The organism is Kineosporia sp. R_H_3 (genome assembly GCF_002198675.1).
In the GTDB taxonomy this organism is placed as follows: Bacteria; Actinomycetota; Actinomycetes; order Actinomycetales; family Kineosporiaceae; genus R-H-3.
The window spans coordinates 1-2,995 of sequence record NZ_MWLL01000243.1 but is presented as its reverse complement, the minus strand read 5'-3'; the positions used below and the strand labels follow the sequence as shown (position 1 = coordinate 2,995).

Annotated in this window: 1 protein-coding gene and 1 pseudogene; both read left to right on the top strand. The window is 75.0% G+C overall.

Annotation, left to right across the window (positions count from 1 at the left end):
• The first annotated feature begins 255 nt into the window (after window positions 1-255).
• Window positions 256-2,310, top strand: coding sequence for a glycosyltransferase family 39 protein (locus tag ECOMGDLI_RS30465; RefSeq protein WP_088320579.1), 2,055 nt, complete (start codon window positions 256-258; stop codon window positions 2,308-2,310).
• 131 nt (window positions 2,311-2,441) lie between these two features.
• Window positions 2,442-2,995, top strand: a pseudogene (locus tag ECOMGDLI_RS30460) (hypothetical protein); the annotation flags it as partial.

The following is a 2,995-nucleotide window of genomic DNA, read 5'->3' as shown; positions in this document are numbered from 1 at the left end:
CTCCGGAGGGGCATCGGGCTGGGCAGCGGGCGGGGCATCGAGCGGGGCATCGAGCAGGCATCGGTCGGGAGGGGCACGACCACACCGTGACCGCCGGAACTGGAGGGAACGCCTGACCCACCTGTGCGTCCGCCAGGAAGGACCTCCACGTCACCTGCAGGTGCGGTCCGGTTGTGCCGCAAGGGGTCGAGGGCTCACAGCGGGCACCCAGGCGGCGCCTACGGTGCGGGCAGCCCGGACCCCGACGGTGGACCCATGACCCTCACCGCCGACCGCGCCGCGACGCCCGGGCCCGCAGCCCCGGGCCCCGCCGCGCCTGCCGAGTCCCTCGCCCGCCGCCTCGTGCGGGGTCGCCCCGACGACCCCGCCTGGGCCCGACCCGCGCTGATCGCCCTGCTCGCCGCGACCGCCGTCCTCTACCTGTGGGGCCTGTCGGAGTCCGGGTGGGCGAACGCGTTCTACTCGGCCGCCGTCCAGGCCGGGTCCGAGAGCTGGAAGGCCTTCTTCTACGGCTCCTCGGACGCCGCGAGCTCCATCACCGTCGACAAGACCCCGGCCTCGCTGTGGGTGATGGCCCTGTCGGTCAAGGTGTTCGGGCTCAGCTCGTGGAGCATCCTCGCGCCGCAGGCGCTCGAGGGCGTCGCCGCGGTGGCCCTGCTCCACGCCATCGTCCGGCGCTGGTTCACCCCGGCCGCCGGCCTCGTCGCAGGCGCCACCCTCGCCCTCACCCCGGTCGCGACGCTCATGTTCCGCTTCAACAACCCGGACGCGCTCCTCGTGCTGTTCCTCGTCGCGGCGGTGTACGCCACGGTCCGCGCGCTCGAGGTCGCCGCGACCCGGGCCGGCACCCGCTGGCTCGTGCTCGCGGGCGCGCTCGTCGGCCTCGGCTTCCTCACGAAGATGCTCCAGGCGCTGCTCGTCGTGCCCGTGCTCGCGCTGGTCTACGTCGTCACCGCCCCGACGACGCTGCGCCGCCGCATCGTGCAGACGCTGCTCGCGGGCGCCGCGCTCGTCGGTGCCGCCGGGTGGTGGATCGCGATCGTCGAGCTCGTGCCCGCATCGATGCGTCCCTACATCGGTGGCTCGCAGACGAACTCGATCCTCGAGCTGACGCTCGGCTACAACGGCCTGGGCCGGCTCACCGGTGACGAGACCGGCAGCGTCGGCGGCGGCAACAACGGGATGTGGGGAACCACCGGGATCACGCGGCTCTTCGACGCGGAGAACGGCGGGCAGGCCTCGTGGCTGATCCCGGCGGCGCTCCTGCTCCTCGCCGCCGGGCTCTGGCTCACCCGGCGGATGCCGCGCACCGACCGCACGCGGGCGGCGTTCCTGCTCTGGGGCGGCTGGCTCCTCGTCACCGGGCTGATCTTCAGCTACATGAACGGGATCTTCCACGCCTACTACACCGTGGCTCTCGCGCCCGCCGTCGGCGCGCTCGTCGGCATGGGTGCCGCGGTGCTCTGGAAGGTCCGCCGGACGGCGTTCGGTGCGCTGGCGTCGGCCGGCACCGTCGCGGCGTCGTCCGTGTGGTCCTACGTGCTGCTGTCGCGCAGCAGCGACTTCGTGCCGTGGCTGCGGGTCGCGGTCGTCGCCGCGGGCCTGGTCGCTGCGGTGCTGCTCGCGGCCGGGGCGCTCGGCGTCCGGCTGGGGGAGAAGGCGCTGCTCGGCGCCGCCGGCCTCGGGCTCGTCGCGGCCCTCGCGGGCCCGGCGGCCTACTCGGTGCAGACCGCGTCGCAGGCGCACACCGGGTCGATCGTCACCGCCGGCCCGACCGTGGCGGGTGCGCGCGGCATGGGCGGCGGGCCCGGCGGCGGGGGCGGGATGCCCCCGGGCATGCAGCAGAACGGCACGACGGGCACGCAGAACGGCCGGGCCGGGACCGTGCCGCAGCGTCCGGCCGGCGCCGACGGTGGCGGTGCGGGCGGTGGCATGGGCGGTCTGCTGAACGCGACGACCCCGAGCGCCGAGCTGCAGGCGCTGCTCGAGGCGGACGCCGGCAGCTACACCTGGGTGGCCGCGGCCGTCGGCTCGCAGAACGCCTCGGGCTACCAGCTCGCCACGCAGGAGCCGGTCATGGCGATCGGCGGCTTCAACGGCAGCGACCCCTCGCCGACGCTCGCCGAGTTCCAGGAGTACGTCGCGGCCGGGAGGATCCACTACTTCATCGGTGGCTCGCTCGGCGGTCGGCAGAACGGCGGCAGCTCCGCGTCGTCCGAGATCGCGACCTGGGTCTCGGAGAACTTCACGGCGCAGACGGTCGACGGTGTGACGCTCTACGACCTCACGGGAGCCACGACGACCTCCTGACCCCGCCGGCGATCGCCGGTTCTCGTCCCGGAGCACCGTGTACGCGGCGGTGGCGGACGAGGACCGGCGATCACCCGCGTGCGGGGCGGGTCGGCGGGACGGCGGTGCGGACGGCGCGCGATGCTGGGCGCATGGACCACGGCACGGACGACGGCGCGGACGACGGCACGGGCGGGCTGCCCGACCTCGAGGACCTCGCCGACGAGCTCTACGCCCTGCTGCCCGACGAGTTCATCGGGGCCCGGGACGAGCGGGTGCGGCAGGCCCGCGGAGCCGGCGACCGTGCGCTCGCCAAGGACATCTCCGGTCTGCGCAAGCCGTCCGCCGCGGCCTGGGTGGTCAACCTGCTCGTCCGCCGGGCCGGCGACCAGGTCGTCGCCCTCCTCGACCTCGGGGAGTCGCTGCGGACCGCCCAGGCGGCGCTCGCCGGGGACCAGCTCAAGGAGCTCGGCAAGCAGCGGGCCCAGGTCGTCTCGGCGATGGCCCGGGAGGGGCGCAGGCTCGCCCGGGAGGTCGGGCACCCGGTCAGCGCAGGCATCGAGGAGGAGGTCGCCGAGACGTTGCGGGCGGCGCTCGCCGACCCTGTCGCGGCCCAGGCGGTGCGCTCCGGACGGCTCACGTCGTCCCTGTCGTACGCCGGGCTCGGCGAGCTGGACGTCTCAGGGGTCGTCGCGCTCGCGCCTCG